This is a genomic window from Nakamurella panacisegetis (genome assembly GCF_900104535.1).
Classification (GTDB): Bacteria; Actinomycetota; Actinomycetes; order Mycobacteriales; family Nakamurellaceae; genus Nakamurella; species Nakamurella panacisegetis.
In genome coordinates this window covers 240572-265668 of the sequence record NZ_LT629710.1, presented here as the reverse complement: position 1 = coordinate 265668, position 25097 = coordinate 240572, and the positions used below count along the sequence as shown (strand labels likewise).

The window sequence follows — 25097 nt, the reverse complement described above, 5'->3', positions numbered from 1 at the left end:
CGGCGGGCCGGAGTCGGCTTTCTCGTGGTGGTCACGCCCGACATTGTTCCGCGCCGCGACGGGGCCCGGCGACCGAGGGCGGTTAACGAACGGCAACGCATCGGTGACGACCTCGGACGACCGGCCGTCTCGCGCCTCGAAAGAGTGAAATTGCCGACCATCACGCGGCCGGGTCGGCCGGTTCGGTGATCCGGGCGCGGAAGCCCACCGGCACCGCACGGGTTCCGGTTGCGCCGGTCACGCTGCCTGCTGCGGGTCGGGGCCACCCGGCGCGACGACGTCACCGGTTGGCCGCGTCCGCTTCCCTCGCCGGAGGGGGAACGGCTTAGGGTGGATCCGAGCCCACCATGGGCCGGGTCCGGCCGATCCTGATGATCGGCCGCGGCCCCGCGAGAGGAGTCGGCGTGCGTCGTCGCGGCCCGGTGTTCGAAACGGCCAACAAGTGGATCCGGTTGTGCGAGATCGTGATGTTCCCGTTGACCCGGATGCTGGGCCGTCCCAGCTTCGAGGGGCTGGAGCACATCGCCGTCCCCGGCCCGGTCCTGGTGGTCGGCAACCACATCTCCGAGCTCGATCCGGTCTACACCGCGGTCTACCTCCGCAAGTCCGGACGGATTCCGCACATCATGGCCAAGGCGTCGCTCTGGAAGGTCCCGGTGGTCGGCAGGATCCTGACCGGCACCGAGATGATCCCGGTCGAACGTGGCGGCGGTCAGGGGCAGGTCGGTCTGCAGGCGGCCATCGACTCGCTCCAGGCGGGCCGGGTCGTCCTGATCTACCCCGACGGCACCTGCTCGCGAGACCCCGACCACTGGCCGATGAAGCCACGGCCGGGCGTCGCCGCGATGGCCCTGGCCGGTGATTTCCCGGTCGTGCCGGTGGTGCACTGGGGTACGCAGGAGGTGCTCCCGTATCTCGGCAAGGGCTTCCATCCCTTTCCCCGCAAGAAGATCCGGATCGTCGCCGGACCGCCGATCGACCTGTCCGCGTTCCGCGGTCAGGCCGTCGATGCGCGCCTGATCCGCGACGTCTCCTACGTCATCCAGGGTGCGGTGCGGGACCTGCTGGCGCAGGTGCGCGGGGTCCCGGCCCCGAAGGACTTCTACGACCAGAAGAAGGCCGAACGCCTGCGGGCCGCGGCCGCGGCCGCCGAAGCGGGGGCGACCTCCGCGCCAGAAACTCCGGAGCGTTGAGTCCGCTCGCCGCCCGACCCGCACTGGACCGGATCGCGGTGCTCGGTGCCGGATCGTGGGGCACCACCTATGCCAAGGTGTTGGCCGACGCCGGCCGGGACGTCGTGCTCTGGGCCCGCCGCGAATCGGTCGCGGCCGGTATCCGGGCGTCCCGGACGAACGAGGCGTACCTGCGTGGCATCGTCCTGCCGGACAACCTGTACGCCACGTCGGACGTCGACGAGGCGCTGGACGGGGTCGACGCGGTGGCGCTCGGAGTGCCGAGCCAGTCCATGCGGGAGAACCTGACCGTCTTCCGTGATTCCATTCCGGTTGGGGTGCCGGTCATCTCGCTGGCCAAGGGGGTGGAGATCGGCACCGGACTGCGGATGAGCGAGGTGATCTCGCGGGTCGGACACATCGAGGAGCCGCGGGTGGTCGTGCTGACCGGTCCGAATCTCGCCGTCGAGATCGCCCAGAACCGTCCGACCGCCTCGGTGCTGGCCTGCGTTGATCACGCCATCGCGGTGCAGGTCCAGAAAGCCTGTGCCACCGGATATTTCCGGCCGTACACGATCACCGACGTGATCGGCGCGGAGATCGCCGGCACCGGCAAGAACGTCATCGCCCTGGCCTGCGGTATCGCCGACGGACTGCAGCTCGGACTGAACACGGCGGCGTCGCTGATGACGCGCGGGCTCAACGAGTTGTCCCGGCTGGGGCAGGCGTTGGGGGCTGATCCGGCGACGTTCGCCGGCCTGGCCGGACTGGGTGACCTGGTCGCGACGTGCTCGTCGCCGTTGTCCCGCAACCGCACACTCGGCGGCCGGCTGGCGGTCGGCATGGGCCTGGACGCGGCGGTCGCGGCGGCCGGGGGACAGGTGGCCGAAGGTGTGGTCAGCTGCCGTTCGATGCGCGATCTGGCTCACCGCCACGGTATCGACATGCCGATCACCGAGGCCGTCTTCAACGTGTGCTACCGGCACATGGCGCCGGCCGACATGATCCGTTCTTTGATGGACCGGCCGCACACGCCGGAATAACCGTCCGCGCCGGTGTCCGTGTCCGTGTCCGGAGGGCGGCCCGGGCGACCGTAGGGTTGCCCCCATGAACGAGCAGCGGATCAGGGTCGCGGTGGTTTTCGGTGGGCGCAGCGGCGAGCATGCGGTTTCCTGCATCTCGGCCGGGAGTGTGCTGGGCCACCTGGATCCGGAACTGTTCGCCGCCACCGCCATCGGGATCACCCCGGCCGGCGCGTGGGTGCAGGTCGACCCGGACCAGGTGCTGGAGAAGCAGGGACGCGAGCTCCCGGCGGTGTCCGGCGGTACGGCCGTCGTGTTGCCGGCCGACCCCACGTCCGCGTCGTTGGTCCCGCTGGGCGTTCCCGGCCCCTCGCTGGACGTGGACGTGGTCTTCCCGGTGCTGCACGGCCCGTTCGGTGAGGACGGCACCATCCAAGGCCTGCTGGAGCTGGCGGACCTGCCCTACGTGGGTCCGGGCGTCCTGGCCTCGGCGGCCGGGATGGACAAGGAGTTCACCAAGAAGCTGCTCGCGGCCGAAGGGCTGCCCCAGGGCGACTACGTGGTGCTGCGGCGGGGCCGGGCCACCCTCACGGTCGACGAGCGGGAACGCCTCGGGCTCCCGGTGTTCGTCAAGCCCGCGCGGGCCGGCTCCTCGCTCGGGGTCAGCCGGGTCGACGACTGGGCCGACCTGGACGCCGCCATCGCCCTGGCCCGGCAAGCCGACCCGAAGGTGCTCGTGGAGGCGGCGATGATCGGCCGGGAGATCGAATGCGGGGTGCTGGAATTCCCGGACGGGCGGATCGAGGCGTCGCCGACGGCCGAGATCCATGTGGCCGCCGGGTACGACTTCTACGACTTCAGCGCCAAGTACCTCGATGACGTCGCCACCTTCGACATCCCGGCCCGGCTGGACGACGACGTGACGGCTCAGATCCAGGACCTCGCCGTCCGCGCCTTCGGGGCCCTGGACGCCCAGGGTCTGGCCCGCGTCGACTTCTTCGTCACGGACGAGGGCCGGGTGGTGATCAACGAGGTCAACACGATGCCCGGGTTCACCCCCATCTCCATGTACCCCCGGATGTGGGGCGCCGCCGGGCTGACCTATCCGGAACTGCTCACCGTGCTCATCCGCACGGCCATCGCCAGGGGGACCGGCTTGCGCTGAGCGGGCCGAGCCGCCGGCGGCTACTCGACGTCGGTCGGCAGCAGGAGGCCGTTCCGGCAGGGCTGACGCGCGGCCAAGGTGGTCCCGACGATGCTGGAGAGGTCGCCCATGGCCGCCGTCCCCGTTCCGGTCGGGACGGTCACGGCGATCCGCACGGTGCGGTCGGCGGCGATGTAGGTGGTGGCGTCCAGCCCGTCGTCGGGCAACTGCAGCCACTTCACGCTGTTGATCTCGGTCAGCTCCGAACTGCAGGTCAGCTCGGCCGGCGTCTCCATCCCGCAGCGGAGGATGACGGCCGGATCACCCCACGCGGCCACGCCGTCGCCGCCGCCTTCGATGGTGCGGCGGGGCGAACCGGCCAGTTCGGACGGCAGATGCGGCATCAGCGACTTGCAGGCCGCCGAGTCGGCGCCGGGCTGGCCCACCGTGGAGACCGGCAGTGGGCCGGTGTCGACCACCGGGTTGTTCTTCTTGATCACACCCAGGGTGACGGCCACCCCGATGGCCAGGACGACCACCGTCAGGGCCGCGTATACCGACCAGGGCTGACCGGACCGACCAGCGTCTGTCGCCGGTTTCGCCCTGGTCACGGTCACCACGGGCCGGTCAGAGCCGGATGACCGGGCAGGTCAGGGTGCGGGTGATCCCGGGCACACCCTGCACCCGGGCGACCACGAGCTTGCCGAGCTCGTCCACGGTCTCGGCCTCGGCCCGGACGATGACGTCATAGGGGCCGGTCACGTCCTCGGCGCTGGTGACGCCGGGGATGACGCCGATCGCGGAGGCAACCGCGGCCGCCTGGCCGACCTCGGTCTGGATGAGGATGAACGCCTGCACCACGGTGTGCTCCTTCGATTTCTTGATCAACCCCCGGACTGCGCCGGAGAGGAGGGTCGCGCTGGGACTCCCGCGGAGTTCATCCCGGAGTTTATCCGAGTGGTCGCCGCGGCCCGGACGCCGTCCGATCCCGCATTCCTGCGCGGCGATCCCCGGCGGCCCGGCCCCGATGGGGCACCATGGCCAGGGACCGATGCGAGTGCCGGTCCGTTCAACCCGCCCGGTGCGACGTTCCCGGGTATCAGCCGGCGCAGCCCGGCCCGACCCGGAGGTGTTTCCCCATCAGTACCGCGCATGGACGAACCGAAGGACGCAGCGGAGCCGCTCCCGAGGCCGGCACGCTGGCCGCGATGGGCGAGTTCGAGCTGATCGCGGCGATCAACCAGGACCAGCCGCAGCGCGAGGACACCAGCGTCGGGCCGGGTGACGATGCCGCGGTGGTGGCCGCGCCCGACGGGCGTGTGGTGGTCAGCGTCGACATGCTGGTGGACGGGGTCCACTTCCGTTCCGACTGGGCCAACGGCGAACAGATCGGACGACGGGCCGCGCTCGCCGCGATGGCCGACATCGCCGCCATGGGCGCCGCCCCGACGTCGTTGGTCGTGGCCGTCTCGGCGCCCGGGACCACCCCGACCGACCTGCTGCTGGGTATCGCCAAGGGTCTGCGGGAAGCCGCCGTCGAGGCCGGCGCGGCCGTGGTCGGCGGTGACACGACCCGGTCCGAGACGCTGACCATCTCCGTCACCGTGCTCGGTGACCTGCGGGGCGCGCCCCCGGTCCGCCGATCCGGGGCCCGTCCCGGGGACGAGGTGGCGGTGACCGGACGGCTGGGCTGGGCCGCGGCCGGGCTGACCATCCTGTCCCGGGGCTTCCGCTCGCCGGCGGCCCTGGTCAATGCCTACCGCGTTCCGGAGCCGCCCTTGTCGGCCGGCATCACCGCCGCCGCCTCCGGGGCCACGTCGATGATCGACGTCTCCGACGGGCTGCTGGCCGACCTCGGTCACATCGCCGAGGCCTCCGGCGTTTCGATCAACATCCGCCGGGCCGCCCTGGACGTGAATCCCCGTCTGGTCGAGGTCGCGTCCGCTCTGGGCAAGGACCCGATGGAGTGGGTCCTCTCCGGCGGAGACGACCATCCGCTGGTGGCGACCTTCCCGCACGGGGCCTCGCTCCCGCCCGGGTGGCAACCGATCGGTACCGTCGGTGTCGCCGGCGACGACGGTCCGACGGTGACCGTCGACGGTTCCAGGCACGAGGGCCCGGGAGGCTGGGACCACTTCCGCTGACCGGATCCGGCCCGGGGGAAGGGCCGGCCGGACCGGTCGCGCGGTAGCGTCGCGACCATGCCAGCATCCCTTGCCGAGACGATGGACCCGGGCTGGGCCCTGGCCCTGGAGCCGGTGGCCGACCAGATCACCGTCATGGGGGACTTCCTGCGCGCCGAACTGGCGCAGGGACGGACCTACCTGCCGGCCGGCCCGAACGTGCTCCGGGCCTTCCAGCAGCCGTTCGACGAGGTGAAGGTGCTGATCGTCGGCCAGGACCCGTACCCGACGCCCGGCCACCCGATCGGTCTGTCGTTCGCGGTCGACCGTGACGTCCGGCCGCTGCCCCGGTCGCTGGCCAACATCTACCGAGAGTTCCGCTCCGACCTGGGTCTCACCCCGCCGCCGCACGGCGACCTGACGTCCTGGACCCGGGCCGGGGTGCTGCTGCTGAACCGGGTACTGACGGTCGAGCCGGGCCGGCCGGCGGCGCACAAGGCCAAGGGGTGGGAGCCGGTGACCGCCCAGGCGATCACCGCCCTGGCCGCCCGGAACCGACCGCTGGTGGCCATCCTGTGGGGGCGGGACGCGCAGAACCTGATCCCGATGCTCGGCGGCGTCCCGTACGTGGCCACCGCCCACCCCTCGCCGCTGTCGGCCGACCGCGGGTTCTTCGGGTCCCGGCCGTTCTCCCGGGCCAATGCCCTGCTGGCCGAACAGGGTGCCGCGCCGGTCGACTGGACCATCACATGACCGAGCAGATCCGGACGGTGCCGACCACCACCCACTGGGGAACCTACCTGGCCCGCACCAACGGTTCCCGGCTGCTGGCGCTCGACCCGCACCCGGACGACCCGGACCCGACCCGGATCGGCGAGTCCGTGGCCGACGCCTCGTCCGGCGTCGGCCGGCTCAGGACCCCGCTGGTCCGGCGGGGCTGGCTGGAGGACGGGCCCGGCCCGGCCGACCGGCCGGGAAGCCGCCGCCGCGGGGACGACGAGTACGTCGCGGTCGATTGGGACACCGCCGCCTCGCTGGTGGCGGACGAGATCACCCGGGTTCGGGCACAGCACGGCAACCGCGCGATCTACGGCGGCTCCTACGGCTGGGGATCCGCCGGCCGGTTCCACCACCCGCAGTCCCAGGTGCATCGCTTCCTGAACCTGGCCGGCGGCTACACCCGATCGGTCGACACCTATTCCTCGGCCGCGATCACCGTCATCCTGCGGCGCGTGGCCGGCGGGTGGCAGACCGCGATGGACTCGACCCCGACGTTCGAGGAGATCGCCGAGCACGGTTCCCTGGTGGTCGCCTTCGGCGGCCTCGCGCTGCGCAACACGCAGGTCAACGACGGCGGCCTGGGCGCGCATCTGTCTCCGGGAGCCCAGCGCACCGCGGCCCGGGCCGGCGTCGACTTCGTCTCCGTCTCGCCGCTGCGAACCGACGCAGCCGAGTTCCTGAACGCCACCTGGCTCCCGGCCCGGCCGGGCACCGACGTGGCCATCATGCTCGGTCTGGCCCACGAGATCGTCGCCGCCGGCCGGCACGACCAGGACTTCCTGGCCCGCTGCACCACCGGGTGGGACGTGTTCGAGGACTACTTGATGGGCCGTTCCGACGGCGTGGCCAAGACCGCCGGCTGGGCGGCCGCGATCTCCGGGATCGACGCCGACACCCTGCGAACGCTCGCGGTGCGGATCGCCACCGAACGCACCGTCATCTCCACCTCGTACTCCGTGCAGCGGGCCGACCACGGCGAGCAGGCTCCGTGGATGGCCCTCACCCTGGCCGCCCTGTCCGGGTCGATGGGCCGGCCCGGCGGTGGATTCGGCTGCGGGTTGGGCGCCCTGCACCGCAACGGGATGCGGCTGAACCGCGTGCCGGCCGCGTCGTTCCCGCAGGGGGTGAACGGGGTCGCCGATTTCATCCCGGTGGCCCGGATCTCCGACCTGCTGACCCGACCGGGGCGCGAGTTCGACTACGACGGCGGCCGCTACACCTACCCCGACATCCGGCTGGTGTACTGGGTCGGCGGGAACCCGTTCCACCATCACCAGGACCTGAACCGCCTGGCCGCGGCGTGGCAGCGGCCGGACACGGTGATCGTGCACGAGCACTTCGCCAACGCCCTGGCCCGTCACGCCGACATCGTGCTGCCGGCGGCCACTTTCGCCGAACGCACCGACTTCGCCGCCGGTCGGGAGGATCCGTTCCTGATGGCCATGGTGGCCGCCTCGCCGCCGCCGGGCGACGTCCTGACCGACTACGAGATCTTCGCCCGGATCGCCGAGAAGCTCGGCCTTGAGGAGAAGTTCACCGAGAACCGCACCGCCGCCGAATGGGTCGACGAACTCTACGAACGGACCCGCAAACGCGCGGCCACCCTGGACGTCCAACTGCCGGAATGGGCCGAACTGGTCGAGCGGGGCCGTGTCCGGTTGCCCGACCTGGACCGTCCGGAGAAGCCCTACGCCGCCCTGCGGGCCAACCCGGAGGCCCATCCCGTGGCCACCCCATCGGGCCGGCTGGAGATCTACTCGACCACCATCGCCGGGTTCGGCTACGCCGACTGCCCACCCCACCCGACCTGGCTGGAGCCGTCGGAATGGCTGGGATCGCCGTTGGCGCAGCGCTTTCCGCTGGCCCTGGTGTCGGGCCAGCCGGAACGCCGACTGCACTCCCAGTTCGACAACGGGGCGTACTCCAGGGCCGGGAAGATCAACGGACGGGAACCGGTGCTCATCAACCCGGCCGATGCCGCCGTCCGGGGTATCGCCGACGGCTGCGTGGTGCGGTTGTTCAACAACCGCGGGGCCTGCCTGGCCGGAGCCGTGCTCTCGGCGGACATCCGCCCGGGCGTGGTGCGGCTGTCCACCGGCGCCTGGTACGACCCGTTGACCCCGGGCGGGCTGGACGTGCACGGCAATCCGAATGTGCTGACCCCCGACCACGGCACGTCGGCGCTCGCGCAGGGCCCCAGCGCGCACACCGCTCTGGTGCAGGTCGAGCTGTGGTCGGGCCCGGTGCCCGACATCACCGTGTTCGGCCCGATGCCCGGGCCGCCGGACCGGAGCGCCCAGCCGTCGTCGGGCGGGCCGGAATAGATGGCGGTGACCGAGTCCGCGCCGCCACTCTCCGGGCCGCGGTTGTCCGCGCAGCGATGGGCCAACCTGACTTTTCTGCACTGGCCGGTGGAACCGGCCGCAGTGCAGGAGTTCCTGCCCGCTGGTGTCCGGCCCGACGTCATCGACGGGCTCAGCTACGTCGGGCTGGTGCCGTTCCAGATGCGCGGGGCCGGGCCGGGCGGCCGGCTGCCGGTGCCGTATTTCGGCGACTTCGCCGAGACCAACGTCCGGCTGTACTCCGTCGATGACGAAGGCCGCAGCGGCATCGTCTTCCGCACCCTGGAAGCGTCGCGGCTGTCCACCGTCCTGCTGGCCCGATGGAGCCTGGGGCTGCCCTACACCTGGTCGGCGATGCGGGTCACGCACACGGCCGACCTGTGGCGGTACCGATCGGCGCGGCGCTGGCCCCGGGTCGCGCCGCATCCGTTGCGGAACCTGGTCACCGTCCGGGTCGGGGATCCGGTCCGGCCGACCCCGCTCGAGACCTGGCTCACGTCCCGCTGGGGGCTGCACACCCGGCTGGCCGGCCGCACCGTGTGGGTGCCCAACGAGCACGGGCCGTGGCCGCTCCGGTCGGCCGAGATCGTCGATCTGGATGACGATCTCGTCGCCGGGGTCGGGGTGCCGGTGGCCGGGGACATGCTCCGGCCGCTGTTCTCGCCCGGGGTCCGGACCACGTTCGGGTGGCCGCAGCGGGTGCGCTGACCCGACCGGACCCGGACCGCCGCCACCGGCGACCGCGGGCCCGGCGGCGGGCCGGCCGCCGAATCTCAGAACAGGTTCGGATCCCAGACGTCGATAGCGTCCTCGGTGCGGACGCCGCCGCCGTCCGGGTCGCCGGTGTCCTCCGAGCGGGCCACCGCTCGGATGGTCGGCACCAGCAGCACGGCGCCCGCCCCGACGCCGAGCCGCAAGCTCCAGGCGGTCAACGGATCCCGGCCCAACAGGTCGAGCAGCCGTCGATGAGTGCGGTCGGACGACAACGACGTGATCACGATGTAGGCCTCGGCCCCCGGCGCCAGGCGGTTCGCCAGCAGCGCCGCGGCACTGCTGGCGACGTCGTCGACCAGCACCGGCACGCCGCGCACGGCCGCCTGCGCGATGAAGCCGGTCAGGGCAGCCAGGTCGGCCCCTCCGGCCACCCGCAACATGCTGTGGGCGTCGGTGCCGGCCAGCCGCACCCGGTACAACGCGTCGCGGACCGCGGCCGCCTTGCGGATCCAGGCGGTGTCGTTGATGCCGGAACCGCGGGACGTGGCCTCGATCGGTTCCACCCCGGTGAGACCGGCGACCACCACCGCCGTGGCGGTGCTGGACGCGACCCCGCAGAGGGACCCGATCAACAGGTCGGCGCCGGCGTCGATCTCCTCGTCGGCGATCCGGCGGCCGGCCTCGAGGGCGGCGTCGATCTCCTCGTGGCTCAGCGCATCCTCGACGTCGATCGGCCCGGACGAGCGGCGGACCTTGACCGTGGTGTCCACTCCGGTGTCCGACAGGTCGGCATCGACGGCGACGTCGACCACCCGCACCCCCACCCCGGACGCCGCCGCGACCTCGGCGACGGGACCGCGGCCGGCGGCGAGATCCGTCGCGCGGCGGGCGGTTTCGGTCGCCGGATGGGCCGACACGCGCCGGGCGGCAATGCCGTGATCCCCGGCCAGGACGACCAGTCGAGGCCGCTCCAGCACCCGGCGATCGGGGAGGGTGCAGGCCTTCAACAGTCGGACCAGCGGTCCGAACGTTCCCAGCAACGGGTGCGGCTCCATCGTCTCCCCGCGGTGCGGGGGGGTGACCGAACCGAATTCGACTGTCACTTCAGTAGCTCCTCTTGCCGTGGCGCCGATGCGGCGTGGCTCACGCTACCGTCGCCAGTAGCGCGCCCGGTTCTCCTGCCGCCTTACGTGCCCGCCCGTACCACCGCCGAAGATCTATCGAAGGAACACTCATGACTGACCTCGGTCCGTTCGACGGCTCCGCCACCGATCCGGGTGAGGGTCTGGCCTGGCGCTGGCTGTTCGCCGACCAGGCCGGGATCGCGGTCTCCGAGCCCGACATCGCGTTCACCGACCAGGACGAGGCCGAGCAGTGGCTCCGCGACCACTTCGAGACCCTCGCCGAGGACGGAATCGCGACGGTGACCCTGATGGACGGCGAGCACGCGGTGTACGGCCCGATGTATCTGACGCCCGAGGGCGGCGGACAGTCGGCGGAGGCCGAGTTCTGAGCCTCGTGAACGGTTGTTAACCGCGGTTCACGTCTGGCATGCTGGACGGATCGTCGACCGCAACGTCGCTGGTGGCGAAGCCCGAGAGGAACCCCGGATGGCCGACTTCTCCGATCCGACCGAATACGCCGACCTGCGGGCCGCGGTCCGGGAGATCACGGCCGCCCACGGCCCCGCCGAGTTCGCCGAACATGGGCGCGCCGGCATCCCGCAGTCGGGTCTCTGGGCCGATCTCGGCCGGGCCGGCTTCATCGGCATCAACGTTCCGGCGCAGTACGGCGGGGGTGGCGCCGGCATGAGCGAACTGGTGGTGGTGGCCGAGGAATCGGCCGCCGGCGGCAGCCCGCTGCTGCTCCTCCTGGTCTCCAGCGCCATTGCCGTCGAGGTGCTGGCCAAACACGGTTCGGAGCAGCAGAAGCAGGAGTGGCTGACGCGGCTGGCCGACGGCAGCGTCAAGGTCGCCTTCGCGATCACCGAGCCCGACGCCGGTTCGAACTCGCACCACATCATCACCGCCGCCGTCCGGGACGGCGACGACTATCTGCTCTCCGGCAGCAAGTACTACATCTCCGGGGTCGACGACAGCGCCGCCATCCTGACCGTCGCCCGGACCGGAGTGGACGAGACCACCGGCAAGGCCAGGATCTCCCTGTTCATGGTGCCGACGTCGGCACCCGGCCTGTCGTGGAATCCGCTGCCGGTGGCCGCGCAGATCCCGGACAAGCAGTTCACCGTGTTTTACGACCAGGTCCGGGTACCGGCCTCGGCCCTGATCGGGGTCGAGGGCGAGGGGCTGAAGCCGCTGTTCGACGGGCTCAACCCGGAGCGCATCGCCGGTGCCGCCCTCGGCGTGGGCATCGGGCGCTACGCGGTCGAGCTGGCCAGCCGGTACGCCACCGGACGTGAGGTCTGGGGAACGCCGATAGGCGCTCACCAGGGAGTGGCCCACCCACTGGCCAAGGCCAAGATCGAGGTCGAGCTGGCCGCGTTGATGACGGCCAAGGCGGCCTGGCTGCACGACCGCGGGCTGCCCGCCGGCGAGGCGTCCAACATGGCCAAGTACGCGGCCGCGGAGGCCGCGGTGGCCGCGGTCGACGCCGCCATCCAGACCCACGGCGGCAACGGCATGTCGGTCGAGTACGGGCTCATCCCGCTCTGGGGTATGGCCCGCCTGCTGCAGATCGCACCGGTGAGCCGGGAGATGCTGCTCAACTACGTGGCTCACCACACACTGCGCCTGCCCCGGTCCTACTGACCTCCCGGTGCGCCGTCGAGCCCGGTGCGCCGTTGCGCGCTGGGAGAACGCGTTCGCGGCGACAACTAAACTGGGACGGTGACGCATTCGACCCCGCAGACGACCATCGACCTCCCCGCCCAGTACGACCCGGCGGCCGTCGAGGTACCGCTGTACCAGCGGTGGCTGCAGGCCGGTTACTTCACCGCCGACGAGAAGCGCGTGCTCTCCGGTGAGCGCAAACCGTTCTCGATCGTGCTGCCCCCGCCGAACGTCACCGGCGATCTGCACGTCGGGCACGCCCTCGACCACACCCTGATGGACGTTCTGTCCCGCTGGCACCGGATGTCCGGCGACGAGGTGCTGTGGCTCCCGGGCATGGACCACGCGGGGATCGCCACCCAGAACCTGGTGGAGAAGAAGCTGGCCGTGGACGGCAAGACCCGTCACGACTTCGGCCGCGAACTGTTCGTCGAGAAGGTCTGGGACTGGAAGCACGAATCCGGCGGGGCGATCCTGGGCCAGATGAAGCGCCTGGGCGACTCGGTCGACTGGAGCCGCGAGCGGTTCACCCTCGACCAGGGTCTCTCCGACGCGGTCCAGACCATCTTCAAGCGCATGTTCGACGACGGCCTCATCTACCGGGCCGAGCGCATCATCAACTGGTGCCCCGGTTGTCTGACCGCGCTGTCCGACATCGAGGTCGACCACTCCGACGACGAGGGCGAACTGGTCTCGATCCGTTACGGGGACGGCGATTCGGCCATCGTGGTGGCCACCACGCGGGTGGAGACGATGCTCGGCGACACCGGGATCGCGGTGCACCCGGACGACGAGCGCTACGCGCACCTGGTCGGCACGACCGTCGAGCTCCCGCTCGTGGGTCGAGCGATCCGCATCGTCGCCGACGCCCACGTCGACCCCAAGTTCGGCACCGGAGCGGTGAAGGTCACCCCGGCGCACGACCCCAACGACTTCGAGATCGGGCAGCGGCACGGCCTGCCGGCCATCACCGTCCTCACCGAGGCGGCGGACATCGTCGGCACCGGAACCCCGTTCGACGGGATGAACCGGTTCGAGGCGCGTATCGCGATCAAGGAGGTGCTGCGTGGGCAGGGCCGCATCGTCGGTGAGAAGAAGCCGTATGTGCACGCCGTCGGGCACTGCTCACGGTCGGCCGATGTGGTCGAACCGCGGCTGAGCCTGCAGTGGTTCGTCAACGTGGCCCCCTTGGCCAAGGCGGCCGGTGACGCCGTCCGGGACGGCCGGACGTTGATCCACCCGCCGGAGTTGGCGCCGCGGTTCTTCGACTGGGTCGACAACATGCACGACTGGACCATCTCCCGTCAGCTCTGGTGGGGGCACCGGATCCCGGTCTGGTACGGCCCCGAGGGCGAGATCCGTTGTGTCGGGCCGAACGAGGAACTGCCGGGCGAGGGCTGGACGCAGGATCCGGACGTGCTCGACACCTGGTTCTCCTCCGGGCTGTGGCCGTTCTCCACCATGGGCTGGCCCGAGCACACCGACACCCTCAAGGCCTTCTACCCGACGTCGGTGCTCGTCACCGGGTACGACATCCTGTTCTTCTGGGTGGCCCGGATGATGATGTTCGGCACCTACCTGGGCACCACCGAAGCCGACGTGCCCTCCGTGCCGTTCCAGACCGTCGCCTTGCACGGGCTCGTCCGCGACCAGTTCGGCAAGAAGATGTCCAAGTCGAAGGGCAACGGGGTCGACCCGCTGGCCTGGATCGACAAGTTCGGGGCCGACGCGGTGCGGTTCACCCTGGCCCGCGGGGCCAACCCGGGGGCCGACCAGGCGATCGCCGAAGACTGGGTCGGCGGGTCGCGCAACTTCTGCACCAAGCTGTTCAACGCCACCAGGTTCGCCATGATGAACGGGGCCGTGCTGCCGGAGGCCCCGCTGGCCGCGGAGGAACTGACCCCGGCCGACCGCTGGGTGCTGGACCGGCTCGACCAGGTGATCACCGAGACGACCGATCTGCTGGGCGATTTCCAGTTCGGAAAGGCCGCCGAGGGGCTCTACCACTTCGCCTGGGACGAGCTGTGCGACTGGTACCTGGAGCTGGCCAAGGTCCAGATCACGTCGGCCGGCGACGACCCGGCCCGTCTGGCCACCACCCGGGGTGTGCTCGGGAACGTCCTGGATTCGGTGCTCAAGCTGCTGCACCCGTTCGTCCCGTTCGTCACCGAGACGCTCTGGACCGCCCTCACCGGAGGCGAATCGCTGGTCATCGCGCCCTGGCCGGCCGGCTCGGGCCGCACCGCCGAACCCGCGGCGGCGGCCTGGGTGGCCGACGTTCAGACGCTGACCACTGAGATCCGGCGGTTCCGCTCCGACCAGGGCCTGGCCCCGAGCAAGAAGGTGCCGGCCCGGCTGGTCGGTGGGGACCGGTCGGTCAACGACTTCGCTGCCGCCCTGACCCGCTTGACCGCCGCCGGTGACGGCTTCGGCGCCACCGCGTCGATCGAGGCGGCCTTGGCCACCGGCAGCGTCCACGTCGAGCTGGACACCTCGACCGCGGTTGACATCCCGGCCGAGATCGCCCGTCTGGAAAAGGATCTCGCTGTGGCGCGGAAGGAGATCGAGGACACCGACAAGAAGCTCGGGAACGAGTCGTTCATGGGCAAGGCCCCGGCTCCGGTGGTCGACAAGATCAGGACCAGGGCGGCCAAGGCGGCCGCCGACGTGGCGCGGTTGACCTCTCGCCTGAAGGAACTGAAAGGCGACACCAATGACTGAACGCGAAGAGTGGGACGACGAGCAGGCCGACGGAGCGTTCCGGCCGTTCGTGAACGACGACCAGTCCGGGGTGGAACGGGACGCTTTCGGCCGGGACGATCGCGGACGCCGGGCCAAGGGTGACATCGAACCGGGCGACAACCCGGACGACGTGAACCCGGAGGACCGGCCGGAAGCGCCGGGCGGCGGCACGCCGATCCCGCCGGCCGAGCACGACGACGACTGGGACGAGGACAACCCGGACGGGCGGCCCCCGGCCCGCCTCGGCGCGGTCGCCGACCACGAGGCCGAGATCGCCGCGGCCACCGCGGACCTCGACGAGGACGCAGGCATGATCGTGCCCGACTCGCCGCCGCTGACCCTGGCCGCGGTGGAGCACCTGCTGAACAGCCGGCGCGCCGAGACGCAGATCTCTCCGACCATCGAGCGCATGGTCGCGCTGATGGACCTGATCGGGAATCCGCAGCAGGCCTACCCGGTGATCCAGGTGGCCGGCACCAACGGCAAGACCTCCACCGCCCGGATGATCGACGCGCTCATCACCCGGATCGGTCTGCGCACCGGCCGGTTCACCTCACCGCACCTGCAGTCGGTGACCGAGCGGATCAGCATCGACGGGGTGCCGATCTCGCCGGAGCAGTACGTCTCGGCCTACAGCGACATCGCTCCCTACGTCGACCTGGTCGACGCGGCCAGCGCACGCACCGGCGGCCTGGCGCTCTCGAAGTTCGAGATCCTCACGGCGATGGCGTTCGCGGCGTTCGCCGAGGCACCGGTCGACGTGGCCGTCGTCGAGGTGGGTCTCGGCGGTACCTGGGACTCGACCAACGTGGCCGACGCCAAGATCGCCGTGGTGACGCCGATCGGGTTGGACCACATGGACTTCCTGGGCGACAACGTGGCCGACATCGCCAAGGTCAAGGCGGGCATCATCAAACCCGATGCGGTGGCCATCGTGGCCCGCCAACTGCCGGAGGCGATGGACTCCATCCTGCGTCGCACGGTCGAGGTGGATGTGGCAGTGGCCCGGCAGGGCAGTGAGTTCGACGTGCTGGAGCGCTCGTTCGCCGTCGGCGGCCAGCGGCTGAGCCTGCAGGGACTCGGTGGGGTCTACGACGACATCTTCCTGCCGCTGGCCGGTGAACATCAGGCCGGCAACGCCAGCGTCGCGCTGGCCGCGGTGGAGGCGTTCTTCGGCGCCGGTGCCGGGCGCGCGCTCGACCTGGATGCGGTGCAGGACGGCTTCGCCGCCTCGGCGTCCCCGGGCCGGCTGGAACGGGTCCGGACGTCACCGACCGTCCTGGTCGACGCCGCGCACAACCCGGACGGCGCGACCGCGCTGGCCGCCGCGCTGGCCGCCGAGTTCTCCTTCGCCCGGCTGGTCGGGGTGCTGGCCGTCATGGCGGACAAGGACGCCGCCGGCATCCTGACCGCCCTGGCCGACTCGTTCGACGAGGTCGTCATCACGGTCAACTCGTCGCACCGGTCGATGCCGGTGGCCGACCTCCGCGATCTGGCCGTCGACATCTTCGGCGAGGAGAAGGTGCACACGGCCGACCGGATGGACAGCGCCATCGCCCTGGCCGTCGACCTGGCCGAGAGCGGCGCCGAGCCGGGGGAGGGCGCCGCCGGGACCGGCGTCGTGGTGACCGGCTCGGTCGTGTCGGCCGGCGACGGCCGGAGCCTGGCCGGATTGCTCCCGGCATGACGGAGCCCGACCAGCCGACCCCCCTGACCCGACCGTACGACCCGGAGCGGGGTCTGCGCGGCGTCATGTCGGCCACGCTCATCCTCGAGGTGGTCGTGGTGCTGCTGTCCATCCCGGTGGCCCGGAACACGGGCTCCGGGACGAGCGGCCTCGGCGTCGTCGCGATCTGTGTCCTGGCCGCGGCGCTGGTCGCCCTGTGCGGGTTCGTACGCCGCCCTTGGTTCGTCCCGGCAGCCCTGACGTTGCAGGCCCTGATGATCGCCGGCTGGTTCGTCACCCCCTCGCTGGGCGTGATGGGCATCGTGTTCGCGCTCGTCTGGGCGTTGATCATCTGGTTCCGCAACGAGTTCCGGCGCCGTCTGGCGGCCGGTACGCTCCCCAGACCACCAGCCTGACGATCCCGTGTCGGGGCAGTACCACCTCTCATCAACCAAGGAGTTCATCGTCGTGTCCGAACGCACCCTCGTCCTGGTCAAGCCCGACGGCGTCGCCCGTGCTCTGGTCGGTGAGGTCATCTCCCGCATCGAACGCAAGGGCCTGACCCTTGCCGCCCTCGAGCTGCGGACGGTCAGCGAGGAGACGGCCAAGGCGCACTACGCCGAGCACGTCGAGCGCCCGTTCTTCCCATCGTTGATCGAGTTCATCACCTCCGGCCCGGTCGTGGCCATGGTGGTCGAGGGCGAGCGGGCCATCCCCGCCTTCCGTCAGCTGGCCGGCGGCACCGATCCGGTCGAGAAGGCCACCCCCGGCACCATCCGCGGAGACTTCGGCCTCGAGACCCAGCTGAACCTGGTGCACGGCTCCGATTCGCCCGAGTCGGCCGAGCGCGAGATCGGCCTCTGGTTCCCCGGCCTGTGAGCGAACACCCGTTGCTCGCGGCCGGACACCGGGCGAGTGACCAACCGGTCGAGATCCGCCGGGTCGGTCCCGGCGGCGAGATGGCCTCCGACAACGCTTTCGCCCTGGCCCTGCTGAACCTCTGGCACTCCGTCTCCGAGGCCGGCGGGGCAGTGGGCTTCACGCCGCCGGTCGACCGGGTGGCGGTCGGGGGAGCGGTGGCCACCGTGATCGAGGATCTGCGGTCCGGTCGGGTCCGGGCCGTCGCGGCCGTCCGCGGCCGTGACGTCATCGGCTTCGCCTCCATCCGGCCGGGACGGCAGACGCAGTCCCACACCGGGTCGATCACGCAGGTGATGGTCTCGCCCGGCAGCCAGGGGACGGGGATCGGTCGCCGCCTGGTCGAGGCCGTGCTCGAGCTGGCCGCCGAGATGACACTGGAGCGCGTCCAGCTGCGGGTACGGGACGGCGTCGGGCTCGCGGAGTTCTACGGCCGCTTCGGATTCCGCGAGGTGGGCCGCTTGCCGAACTGGATCCGGGTGGCTCCGGGCGACGACCGGGACGAGGTACTGCTCGTCAAGGAGTTCTGATCCCGATCCGGTGGAACTGGCGTCAGGGGCGGGGGATCGAAGTCAGTGACGCTGGTCGGCCGAGCCGGTGCGCAGGAACGCCCAGGACACGACGGCGATGCCCACCACCAGCATGACGATGCCGATGATGACCGGGACGGTGATGTCCAGACCGGTGGTGGCCAGCGCCATGGGTTCGGAGCGACCGCTGGTCGGGGTGACGGTGGGGCTCACGTCGTCGACCGTGGCGGCCGCGGCGGCCGCCGGGGCGACCAGCAGGAGGGTGAACAGGGTCAGCAGGGCGAGCACGGCCGCGGACGACATCCGTTTGACCCGTCGCATCGAACTTCCCTTCCTCGAGAACTGGTTCCCGGCGGTGGCGTACCGGCCGGGTCGGCTGAGCAATCTCACAGGACCGTCACGCTCTAGACGTATGAAGACGGCGGCGGTGCCGCCGTTGTATACGTCCGATCGAGTGATTCTTGAGGGCGATTCTACCGCCGCCCTGGGCACTTGACCGCTACTTGACCGGGTGTCGTTCGTCTTACCTGCGCAAATGCTGAGTGATGCGCCCGGCTCGGCTTCTACTCGCGTGAGACTGTCGGCTCCCTGGCGTACGGTCCCAACCTGTGACTGAGATGTCTGGGGTGGGGCGCGGATCCGGGACGCCGTCGATGACGGCGGCGGACCGTGACGGTTCGATGATCAGCGCGGTCGGGCTGCGCAAGTCCTTCCCCGTCAAGGGGGGTGACCCGGTCCACGCGGTGCGGGGGATCGACCTGCAGGTTCCGCGGGGCGAGGCGTTCGGCTTCCTCGGTCCCAACGGCGCCGGCAAGTCGACGACCATGCGGATGATCGCCTGCGTTTCCCCGCGCACCGGCGGCGACCTGCGCATCCTCGGGCTGGACCCGTCGCTCGACGGCATCGCCATCCGGGCCCGGATCGGTGTCGTGCCCCAGCAGGACAACCTGGACCTCGAGCTGTCGGTGCGGGAGAACCTGTTCATCTACGGCCGCTACTTCGGGATCAGCCGCAAGGCATGCTGGGCCAAGGCCGACGAGTTGCTGGAGTTCGCGCAGCTGCAGGACAAGGCCAAGGCCACGGTCGAGTCTCTCTCCGGTGGGATGAAGCGCCGGCTGACCATCGCTCGGTCGTTGATGAACGACCCGGAGATGCTGCTGCTGGACGAGCCGACCACCGGGTTGGACCCCCAGGCCCGCCACGTGCTCTGGGACCGGCTGTTCCGGTTGAAGCAGCAGGGGGTCACGCTGATCCTGACCACCCATTACATGGACGAGGCCGAGCAGCTGTGCGACCGGCTGGTGGTGGTGGATGGTGGTCGGATCGCGGCCATGGGTTCGCCGACGGAGCTGATCGAGCGCTACTCGACCCGCGAGGTCCTCGAGCTCCGGTTCGCTCCAGGGGCCCAGCGCGAGGCCGAGCCCCGGGTCGCCGATCTCGCGGACCGGATCGAGGTGCTCCCGGACCGGTTGCTGCTGTACACCTCCGACGGTGAGGAGGCCCTGAGCAGTGCCCTGGGACGGGGGTTGCGGCCGGTGTCCACTCTGGTCCGCCGGTCGACCCTGGAGGACGTGTTCCTCCGGCTCAGCGGCCGGAGCTTGGTCGACTGATGACGGGCGCCGCCACCACGCGATCGGGCACCCTGATGGTCGTCGAATACCGGCTGCGGGTCGCCCGGCGGTTCCTCACCTCGAGCATCTTCTCGTCGATCGTCACCCCGCTGCTCTACCTGGTCGCCCTCGGCGTCGGTCTCGGCTCCCTGGTCGACGCAGGCAACGGCACCGCATCGCTCGGCGGGGTCGACTACGTGCGCTTCCTGGCCCCGGCCCTGCTCACCGCGGCGGCCGTGCAGACCGGCGTCGGGGAGGCGTCGTTCCCCGTCCTGGGTGGGTTCAAGTGGACCCAGGTGTTCTGGGGGATCACCTCCACTCCGGTCACGCCCGGGCAGGTGGCCGATGCGCAGGTGCTGTTCATCGGGCTGAGGCTCGCGCTGGGGTCGGCGATCTACTACCTGGTGCTGCTGGCGTTCGGCGTGGCCGGGCGACCGGCCGGCGTCCTGATGATCCCGATCGCCGTGTTGACCGGCCTGTCCTGTGCGGTGTGGGTCGTCGCGCTGTCGGCGGTACTGAGGAAGGACGGGCAGGCGTTCAACGTGGTGTTCCGGTTCGGCCTGGTCCCGATGACGCTCGTCTCCGGCTCGTTCTTCCCGATCAGTGCGCTGCCGGTGGCCGCGCGCCCGCTAGCGTGGATCTCCCCGCTCTGGCACGGCAACGAACTGGCCCGCGCCGCCGCCCTCGGAGACTGGCGATGGTGGCCCGGGCTGGGGCACCTGGCCCTGCTGGTGCTGCTGACCGGGCTGGGCTGGTGGCTCGCGCGAGCGAAGTTCGAGCGGCGGTTGGTCGTATGACGAGCCGGCACCTCCCGACCCGCGGTCGGGGGCCGTCATTGTTGCTGCTGCGGGTGGTGCCCCTGCACCTGTACGCGGGCCGGACCCACGTCATCCTGGAGCGAGCGCTGCGGGTCTACAAGCAGTCGTGGCTGGCCGTCGTCTCCGGGTTCTTCGAGCCGCTGTTCTACCTGCTGGCAATGGGTCGTGGGCTGGGCGCGCTGGTCGGACCGATCCACGTCGGGAACGGTGTACCGATCTCCTACGCCGCGTACATCGCGCCGGCCCTGCTGGCCACCTCGGCGATGAACGGCGCGGTGCTCGATTCGACGAACAACGTCTTCTTCAAGATGAAGTTCGCCAAGCTCTACGACGGGATGCTGGCGACGTCCCTCGGTCCGGTCGACGTCGCGCTCGGGGAGATCATCTGGTCGCTGTTCCGCGGGGGCCTGTACTCGAGCGCCTTCGTGCTGGTGCTGCTGGCGCTGGGCCTGCTCTCGTCCTGGTGGGCGCTGTTGGCGGTGCCGGTCGCGCTCCTCGTCGCCTTCGGTTTCGCGGCTGTTGGCATGGCGGTCACGTCCTACATGAAGACGTTCCAGCACCTGGAGTGGGTCACCGTCGCGCTGTTGCCGATGTTCCTGTTCTCGACCACGTTCTACCCGCTCGGGGTCTATCCCCGGCCGATCCAGCTCGTGGTGGAATGCCTGCCCCTCTATCACGCGATCGAGTTGATGCGCGGCCTGTGTCTCGGGCTGGTGACCCCCTCTCTCTTCCTCCATCTGGTCTATTTCGCGGTGATGATGATGGTCGGGGTAGCGGTCGCGTCGCGCCGCCTGGAGAGGCTGCTGCTGCGCTGACGGGCTGCCGTCGGAGCGCACGATCCGCGTCGGAACCGGCCCGTCGGTCCCCGTGTGGGATACTGGGGGTGGTTCGGTGCTGGGATTTCCCGGCTCGGACCCAGCCAGTGGGCCTTGTGCGAGCCGGCGACGAAGCTCTCCGATGCGTGACACATCGACGGGTTCGCTCGCCGCCGCAGCAGGGCCGAGTCGGCTGGACCACTGCAGACTTCCCTGTCCGGCGTTCGCGTCGGGCAGGACATCGATATTCGTGAAGGCTCCTGTGCGGACGCGTTCTCTCAACGCGCCCGGGGGCCTTGAGAGAGGAACCAACAAGCTGTGACTGCTTCGGACACAACCATTTCCCTTGATCAGGCGCTGGCCGATCTACCGACCAAGTTACGGGTGCACGAACTGGCCAAACGGGCCGGTCTGACCTCCAAGGAGGTCATCGCCGGGCTCGCCGCGGCCGGTGTGACGGTCGGCTCGGCATCGTCCTCGGTGCCCGCGGCCGACGCCACCACCTACCTGACCGCCCTCCTCGGAGTGGCCGGTGCGCCGCCCGCGGAGCCGGACCTGGTCGCCGCGGTGGAGAGCACCTCGGCCGAGCTCGACCCCGGATTCTTCGCCGCCCCCCTGTTCCTGCCGCCGGCCGAGGCGAAGCCGGCCCGCCGCCGCCGCGGGGCCAAGGCCACCACGGCCGAGACCGCCGAACCCACCCTGGACGCCGGTGCCGTTCCCGTACCGGTCGAGGTGACCGAGGCCGTGGCCGTCGAGGTGGCCGAGGTCGACGCCGAAGCCCAGGAGACCGGCGCCTCCCGCTCCGGTCGCCGTCGTCGTGGTCGTTCCGGCGGTCGAGGCCGCGCGACCGAGCAGGCTGAGCACGAGGCCGACACGGTGGCCGCACCGTCGACCGGTCCGGTAGCCGAGGTCGGGGAACAGATCTCCGCCGAGGTCGAGACCGAGGGCGAAGGCGCGTCGACCACCGGCGAGGTCTCGACCACGGACGAGGAAGAAGAGAGCGAGCAGGCGGCTCGTCGTCGTCGGCGCCGTGGCCGCCGTGGGCGCGGACGGGTATCCGATGGTCAGGACGAGTCGAACGAGTTCGGCGAGGAGCCGTCCGCGGAGAACGGCGAGCGCACTGCGGACGAGTCGGAGCCGTCGGGCGAAACCGAAGAGGACGAGGAGTCCGGCGAGGAAGAGACCGGTGGCGACGGGGCGACCCGTCGGCGTCGGCGTCGGCGTCGGCGCGGTGGTTCGTCCGAGGGCGGTGCCGACGAGGGCAAGACCGAGGACGAACCGGACAACACGGTCATCCACGTTCGCGAGCCGCGCAGCGAGAAGGCCGCCGGCAGCAGCTCCAACGAGGTCCAGGGGGTTCGCGGGTCGACGCGGCTGGAGGCCAAGCGTCAGCGTCGCCGGGAGGGCCGGGGCACCCGCAGCCGACCGCAGATCCTCACCGAAGCCGAATTCCTGGCCCGCCGCGAGGCGGTCGAACGCGTCATGGCCGTCCGGCAGCGCGGTGACCTGGCGCAGGTCGCGCTGCTCGAGGACGGCGTTCTGGTCGAGCACTTCGTGTCCCGCGCCGGCTCCGAGTCGCTGATGGGCAACATCTACCTCGGCAAGGTGCAGAACGTGCTGCCGTCGATGGAAGCTGCGTTCGTCGACATCGGCAAGGGGCGCAACGCGGTCCTGTACGCCGGTGAGGTCAACTGGGACGCTGCTGGTCTGGCCGGAAAGGCCCGCCGCATCGAGACCGCGTTGTCCGGCGGCGACACCTTGCTGGTCCAGGTGTCCAAGGATCCGGTCGGGCAGAAGGGCGCCCGTCTCACCACGCAGATCTCCCTCCCCGGTCGCTTCCTGGTCTACGTGCCGGGCGGCGGTGCGACCGGTATCTCACGGAAGCTGCCGGACACCGAGCGCAAGCGCCTGAAGTCGATCCTGGATCGGATCGTCCCCGAGGACGCCGGAGTGATCATCCGTACCGCGGCCGAGGGTGTGGCCGAGGAGGAACTGGCCCGTGACGTCGAACGCCTGAAGTCCCAGTGGGAGGAGATCTCCCGCCAGGCGCAGAAGAAGTCGAACGCTCCGCTGTTGCTCTCGGCCGAGCCGGACACGCTGATCAAGGTCGTCCGCGACCTGTTCAACTCCGACATCACCCGGCTGGTGCTCGACGGCGACCAGGCCTACGAGCCGGTGTCCGCTTACATCAACGCGGTCGCGCCGGAACTGGCCGACCGGGTGTCCAAGTACGACGGACCCAACGATGTCTTCGCGGCCTACCGGATCGACGAGCAGATCGCCAAGGCGCTGGAGCGCAAGGTCTACCTGCCGTCCGGCGGCTCCCTGGTGATCGACCGCACCGAGGCCATGACGGTCATCGACGTGAACACCGGCAAGTACACCGGCTCCGGCGGCAATCTCGAGGAGACCGTCACCAAGAACAACCTGGAAGCGGCCGAGGAGGTCGTGCGGCAGCTGCGCCTGCGCGACATCGGCGGGATCATCGTCGTCGACTTCATCGACATGGTGCTGGAGTCCAACCGTGAACTGGTGATGCGGCGGCTGACCGAGTGTCTCGGTCGAGACCGGACCCGCCACCAGGTCGCCGAGGTCACCTCGCTCGGGCTCATCCAGATGACCCGCAAGAAGATGGGTACCGGGCTGGTCGAGGCCTTCTCCGAGCCTTGCCCGCACTGCCACGGACGCGGGCTGATCCTGCACGACGTCCCGATTCAGGACCAAGCGGCGGTGACGGCGGACAACGACGCCGAGGCCCGTTCCGGCCGTAATCGTCGCGGTCGGGGTCGCCAGGAAGCAGCCGTCGCCGAGCAGCCGGTCGTCAAGGTGGTGGCTGCCGCGGTGCGGCCGCCGGATCCGCGCGGTCCGAAGCCGCCGGTGCGTGGCGTCGACGAACACCACGAGGAGCACCGGCCCGACGGCCCGACCGAGCGGCCGATGGTTGCCGCGGCCGCCCCGGCCCGGGGCGACGCGTCCTTCAACGCACCGAAGTCCAGGGACGCCTCCGACGCCGTTTCGGCCGTCCTGGCCGCCCTCGACCGGCAGGCGTTGCAGCAGGCCGCGTCGCAGCCGGTCGCATCGCAGCCGGTTGCCGGAGCTCCGGTCGGTCTCGCGCCGGTCGTCGAAACGACTGAGCCGACCGGTGGCCGTCGCCGTGGTCGCCGTGCGGCCGGTCGCCCGGCCGGTGCCCCAACCCCGGTGACCGGTTCCGCGCCGGCCGAGGATGTGCTGAGCGTGGCCGCCCCCGAGGTCCCGGTGATCGAGACCGTGGCCGTTCCCGAGGTCCAGGCCCCCGAGGTCGTCGAACCGGTCGTCGATGTCGCCGCAGCCGGCGCGCAGGACGTGGTGGCCGAGTTGGAGGCCGAGGAGGCAGTGGCCGACGTACAGGCCGCGATCGCGGCGGAAGCGGCGCAGGCCGTCGAAGGTGCGATCGCGACGGTCGAACCGGTCGCCGAGCCGGCAGAACCGGTCGTCGCGACGGAACCGCCGGTCGCCCGTAAGCGGGCCCCGGCACGACGCCGGGGCAGCCGAGCAGCCGGCGCGGCCGCAGCCGAGGCGGCGCCGAACGGCTCCGCCGAGGCGTCGGCAGGGCCCCCGGCGCAGGTGCCGGCCGCGGTGATCGCCGAGCCGGTGCTCACCACGCCGGCCGTGGCCGCCCCGGTCGATGGCGAGCCAGTCGCGGTGAAGGCGCCCGCGCGCCGTCGCCGGGCCGCGTCCCGCCCGGCCGGACCGGCCGCTCCGACCTCCTGATCCGGGCCTGCCGTGGGGCCTGACCAGCCGGGATCGTGCTGGTTTGGCCCCACGGCCATGCCAAAGGTAGAGTAGGGCGTCTGCCCGCTGCATCGCGGCGGGTCTTCTGCTGCCCGGCACAGAGCCCATCTCGGCGCGGGTCATCTCGGTAACGGGATCGCC

At 70.9% G+C, this 25097-nt stretch carries 22 protein-coding genes; 18 read left to right on the top strand and 4 right to left on the bottom strand.

The annotated features are described in order from the left end of the window. Window positions 1-404 precede the first annotated feature (404 nt). The 3 genes from BLS97_RS01220 (at window position 405) to BLS97_RS01210 (ending at window position 3359) form a co-directional block, all read left to right on the top strand. Window positions 405-1193 carry a lysophospholipid acyltransferase family protein gene (locus BLS97_RS01220; RefSeq protein ID WP_231988292.1) on the top strand — a complete coding sequence of 263 codons (789 nt, stop codon included), beginning with the start codon at window positions 405-407 and terminating at the stop codon, window positions 1191-1193. Continuing rightward, window positions 1190-2215: an NAD(P)H-dependent glycerol-3-phosphate dehydrogenase gene (locus BLS97_RS01215; RefSeq protein WP_231988291.1), complete on the top strand. Its 1026-nt coding sequence runs from the start codon at window positions 1190-1192 to the stop codon at window positions 2213-2215. The genes BLS97_RS01220 and BLS97_RS01215 overlap by 4 nt, the downstream gene beginning before the upstream one ends. Before the next feature lie 64 nt (window positions 2216-2279). Next, window positions 2280-3359 carry a D-alanine--D-alanine ligase family protein gene (locus BLS97_RS01210; protein ID WP_090474180.1) on the top strand — a complete coding sequence of 360 codons (1080 nt, stop codon included), beginning with the start codon at window positions 2280-2282 and terminating at the stop codon, window positions 3357-3359. Between the two features lie 20 nt (window positions 3360-3379). Here BLS97_RS01210 and BLS97_RS01205 read toward each other — a convergent pair whose 3' ends face one another. Both BLS97_RS01205 and BLS97_RS01200 read right to left on the bottom strand, forming a co-directional pair. Next, window positions 3380-3949, bottom strand: coding sequence for a DUF3515 domain-containing protein (locus BLS97_RS01205; protein ID WP_157695102.1), 570 nt, complete (start codon window positions 3947-3949; stop codon window positions 3380-3382). 16 nt (window positions 3950-3965) lie between these two features. Continuing rightward, window positions 3966-4199: an Lrp/AsnC family transcriptional regulator gene (locus BLS97_RS01200; RefSeq protein WP_090480994.1), complete on the bottom strand. Its 234-nt coding sequence runs from the start codon at window positions 4197-4199 to the stop codon at window positions 3966-3968. Between the two features lie 338 nt (window positions 4200-4537). On the opposite strand from BLS97_RS01200, the gene BLS97_RS01195 reads away from it, so the two are divergent. From BLS97_RS01195 to BLS97_RS01180, 4 genes are read left to right on the top strand one after another with little or no spacing between them, the layout of a single operon-like run. Continuing rightward, entirely contained in the window at window positions 4538-5482 is a 945-nt protein-coding gene (locus BLS97_RS01195) for a thiamine-phosphate kinase (protein WP_407938035.1), read from the top strand. A gap of 57 nt (window positions 5483-5539) precedes the next feature. Then, window positions 5540-6214: a uracil-DNA glycosylase gene (locus BLS97_RS01190; RefSeq protein ID WP_090474177.1), complete on the top strand. Its 675-nt coding sequence runs from the start codon at window positions 5540-5542 to the stop codon at window positions 6212-6214. Continuing rightward, entirely contained in the window at window positions 6211-8565 is a 2355-nt protein-coding gene (locus BLS97_RS01185; RefSeq protein ID WP_090474176.1) for a molybdopterin-dependent oxidoreductase, read from the top strand. Before BLS97_RS01190 ends, BLS97_RS01185 begins: the two co-directional genes overlap by 4 nt. Window positions 8566-8571: 6 nt before the next feature. Next, window positions 8572-9291 carry a YqjF family protein gene (locus BLS97_RS01180; protein ID WP_197676346.1) on the top strand — a complete coding sequence of 240 codons (720 nt, stop codon included), beginning with the start codon at window positions 8572-8574 and terminating at the stop codon, window positions 9289-9291. Between the two features lie 65 nt (window positions 9292-9356). On the opposite strand, the gene BLS97_RS01175 is transcribed toward BLS97_RS01180, so the two are convergent. Next, window positions 9357-10400, bottom strand: a complete 1044-nt coding sequence (locus BLS97_RS01175; protein WP_090474174.1) for a nicotinate-nucleotide--dimethylbenzimidazole phosphoribosyltransferase — start codon at window positions 10398-10400, stop codon at window positions 9357-9359. A 131-nt stretch (window positions 10401-10531) separates the two neighbouring features. Here BLS97_RS01175 and BLS97_RS01170 point away from each other — a divergent pair, with 131 nt between their 5' ends. The 7 genes from BLS97_RS01170 (at window position 10532) to BLS97_RS01140 (ending at window position 17942) form a co-directional block, all read left to right on the top strand. After that, window positions 10532-10810, top strand: a complete 279-nt coding sequence (locus tag BLS97_RS01170) for a hypothetical protein (protein WP_090474173.1) — start codon at window positions 10532-10534, stop codon at window positions 10808-10810. 97 nt (window positions 10811-10907) lie between these two features. Next, window positions 10908-12065 (top strand): acyl-CoA dehydrogenase family protein, encoded by a 1158-nt coding sequence (locus BLS97_RS01165; RefSeq protein ID WP_090474172.1) that lies wholly within the window; start codon window positions 10908-10910, stop codon window positions 12063-12065. Between the two features lie 78 nt (window positions 12066-12143). After that, a complete protein-coding gene (locus BLS97_RS01160; protein WP_090474171.1) occupies window positions 12144-14807 on the top strand; it encodes a valine--tRNA ligase in 2664 nt (887 codons plus the stop codon). 331 nt (window positions 14808-15138) lie between these two features. Further along, window positions 15139-16515, top strand: coding sequence for a bifunctional folylpolyglutamate synthase/dihydrofolate synthase (locus BLS97_RS01155; RefSeq protein ID WP_090480991.1), 1377 nt, complete (start codon window positions 15139-15141; stop codon window positions 16513-16515). After that, entirely contained in the window at window positions 16512-16910 is a 399-nt protein-coding gene (locus BLS97_RS01150; protein ID WP_090474170.1) for a DUF4233 domain-containing protein, read from the top strand. The genes BLS97_RS01155 and BLS97_RS01150 overlap by 4 nt, the downstream gene beginning before the upstream one ends. A 52-nt stretch (window positions 16911-16962) precedes the next feature. After that, window positions 16963-17373: a nucleoside-diphosphate kinase gene (ndk, locus tag BLS97_RS01145; RefSeq protein ID WP_090480988.1), complete on the top strand. Its 411-nt coding sequence runs from the start codon at window positions 16963-16965 to the stop codon at window positions 17371-17373. Continuing rightward, window positions 17370-17942: a GNAT family N-acetyltransferase gene (locus tag BLS97_RS01140; RefSeq protein ID WP_090474169.1), complete on the top strand. Its 573-nt coding sequence runs from the start codon at window positions 17370-17372 to the stop codon at window positions 17940-17942. The genes ndk and BLS97_RS01140 overlap by 4 nt, the downstream gene beginning before the upstream one ends. A 42-nt stretch (window positions 17943-17984) precedes the next feature. Here BLS97_RS01140 and BLS97_RS01135 read toward each other — a convergent pair whose 3' ends face one another. Continuing rightward, window positions 17985-18263: a hypothetical protein gene (locus BLS97_RS01135; protein ID WP_157695101.1), complete on the bottom strand. Its 279-nt coding sequence runs from the start codon at window positions 18261-18263 to the stop codon at window positions 17985-17987. A gap of 332 nt (window positions 18264-18595) precedes the next feature. Between BLS97_RS01135 and BLS97_RS01130 the strand changes: the two genes are divergently transcribed. The 4 genes from BLS97_RS01130 to BLS97_RS01115 all read left to right on the top strand — a co-directional run bounded on the left by BLS97_RS01130 (window position 18596) and on the right by BLS97_RS01115 (window position 24935). Further along, a complete protein-coding gene (locus BLS97_RS01130) occupies window positions 18596-19552 on the top strand; it encodes an ABC transporter ATP-binding protein (RefSeq protein WP_090474167.1) in 957 nt (318 codons plus the stop codon). Beyond that, window positions 19552-20349: an ABC transporter permease gene (locus BLS97_RS01125; RefSeq protein WP_090474166.1), complete on the top strand. Its 798-nt coding sequence runs from the start codon at window positions 19552-19554 to the stop codon at window positions 20347-20349. The genes BLS97_RS01130 and BLS97_RS01125 overlap by 1 nt, the downstream gene beginning before the upstream one ends. Further along, window positions 20346-21185 carry an ABC transporter permease gene (locus tag BLS97_RS01120; protein ID WP_090474165.1) on the top strand — a complete coding sequence of 280 codons (840 nt, stop codon included), beginning with the start codon at window positions 20346-20348 and terminating at the stop codon, window positions 21183-21185. The genes BLS97_RS01125 and BLS97_RS01120 overlap by 4 nt, the downstream gene beginning before the upstream one ends. A gap of 318 nt (window positions 21186-21503) precedes the next feature. Further along, complete coding sequence (locus BLS97_RS01115; protein WP_090474164.1) at window positions 21504-24935, top strand: translation initiation factor IF-2 N-terminal domain-containing protein; 3432 nt, start codon at window positions 21504-21506, stop codon at window positions 24933-24935. Window positions 24936-25097: the final 162 nt, after the last annotated feature.

Bases quoted from the DNA above. Each gene is read 5' to 3' on its own strand.
- BLS97_RS01185 (WP_090474176.1), top strand. From the start codon at position 6,211: ATGACCGAGCAGATCCGGACGGTGCCGACCACCACCCACTGGGGAACC.
- BLS97_RS01170 (WP_090474173.1), top strand. From the start codon at position 10,532: ATGACTGACCTCGGTCCGTTCGACGGCTCCGCCACCGATCCGGGTGAG.
- BLS97_RS01155 (WP_090480991.1), top strand. From the start codon at position 15,139: ATGATCGTGCCCGACTCGCCGCCGCTGACCCTGGCCGCGGTGGAGCAC.
- BLS97_RS01210 (WP_090474180.1), top strand. From the start codon at position 2,280: ATGAACGAGCAGCGGATCAGGGTCGCGGTGGTTTTCGGTGGGCGCAGC.
- BLS97_RS01165 (WP_090474172.1), top strand. From the start codon at position 10,908: ATGGCCGACTTCTCCGATCCGACCGAATACGCCGACCTGCGGGCCGCG.
- BLS97_RS01190 (WP_090474177.1), top strand. From the start codon at position 5,540: ATGCCAGCATCCCTTGCCGAGACGATGGACCCGGGCTGGGCCCTGGCC.
- BLS97_RS01125 (WP_090474166.1), top strand. From the start codon at position 19,552: ATGACGGGCGCCGCCACCACGCGATCGGGCACCCTGATGGTCGTCGAA.
- BLS97_RS01135 (WP_157695101.1), bottom strand. From the start codon at position 18,263: ATGCGACGGGTCAAACGGATGTCGTCCGCGGCCGTGCTCGCCCTGCTG.
- BLS97_RS01120 (WP_090474165.1), top strand. From the start codon at position 20,346: ATGACGAGCCGGCACCTCCCGACCCGCGGTCGGGGGCCGTCATTGTTG.
- BLS97_RS01150 (WP_090474170.1), top strand. From the start codon at position 16,512: ATGACGGAGCCCGACCAGCCGACCCCCCTGACCCGACCGTACGACCCG.
- BLS97_RS01130 (WP_090474167.1), top strand. From the start codon at position 18,596: ATGACGGCGGCGGACCGTGACGGTTCGATGATCAGCGCGGTCGGGCTG.